General features: G+C 41.6%; 1 pseudogene. It reads left to right on the forward strand.

What is annotated here, in order from left to right:
• Window positions 1-2 precede the first annotated feature (2 nt).
• Window positions 3-397 (forward strand): annotated as a pseudogene (locus D7V97_RS43900) (IS982 family transposase); the annotation flags it as partial.

Consider the following 397-nt stretch of genomic DNA (forward strand, 5'->3'; position numbering starts at 1 on the left):
CCATTGAGACGCTTTATCAAACGAGTGTTTCCCTTGAGGTTCAAAACCGAAAGAACATCCATCTCGCAACATCAGATTGCTTAGTTATCGCTTGTTACCTATGGGGCGTACTGCATTTTAGTGAAACGCTTAAAGCTAAGCACCAATTGGCTCAAAGTTTATTTCCTAATTTCCTAGAATATTCTCGCTTTGTCCGCCGTTGTAATGCCCTCTTACCGAGTATCCAAGTCATTCGCCAAGCACTCGTCTTTAAAGAGGTTGAAGGAATGAGTGTATCCATTATTGACAGCTTCCCCATTCCTTTGTGTCAGCCTATTCGTAATTTCAGAAGCAAAGTTCTTGGAGATTATGCAAATGTTGGCTACAATGCTACAAAGGGACAGTACTTCTATGGATG

The organism is Corallococcus sp. CA053C (assembly GCF_003611675.1).
Lineage (GTDB): Bacteria > Myxococcota > Myxococcia > Myxococcales > Myxococcaceae > Corallococcus.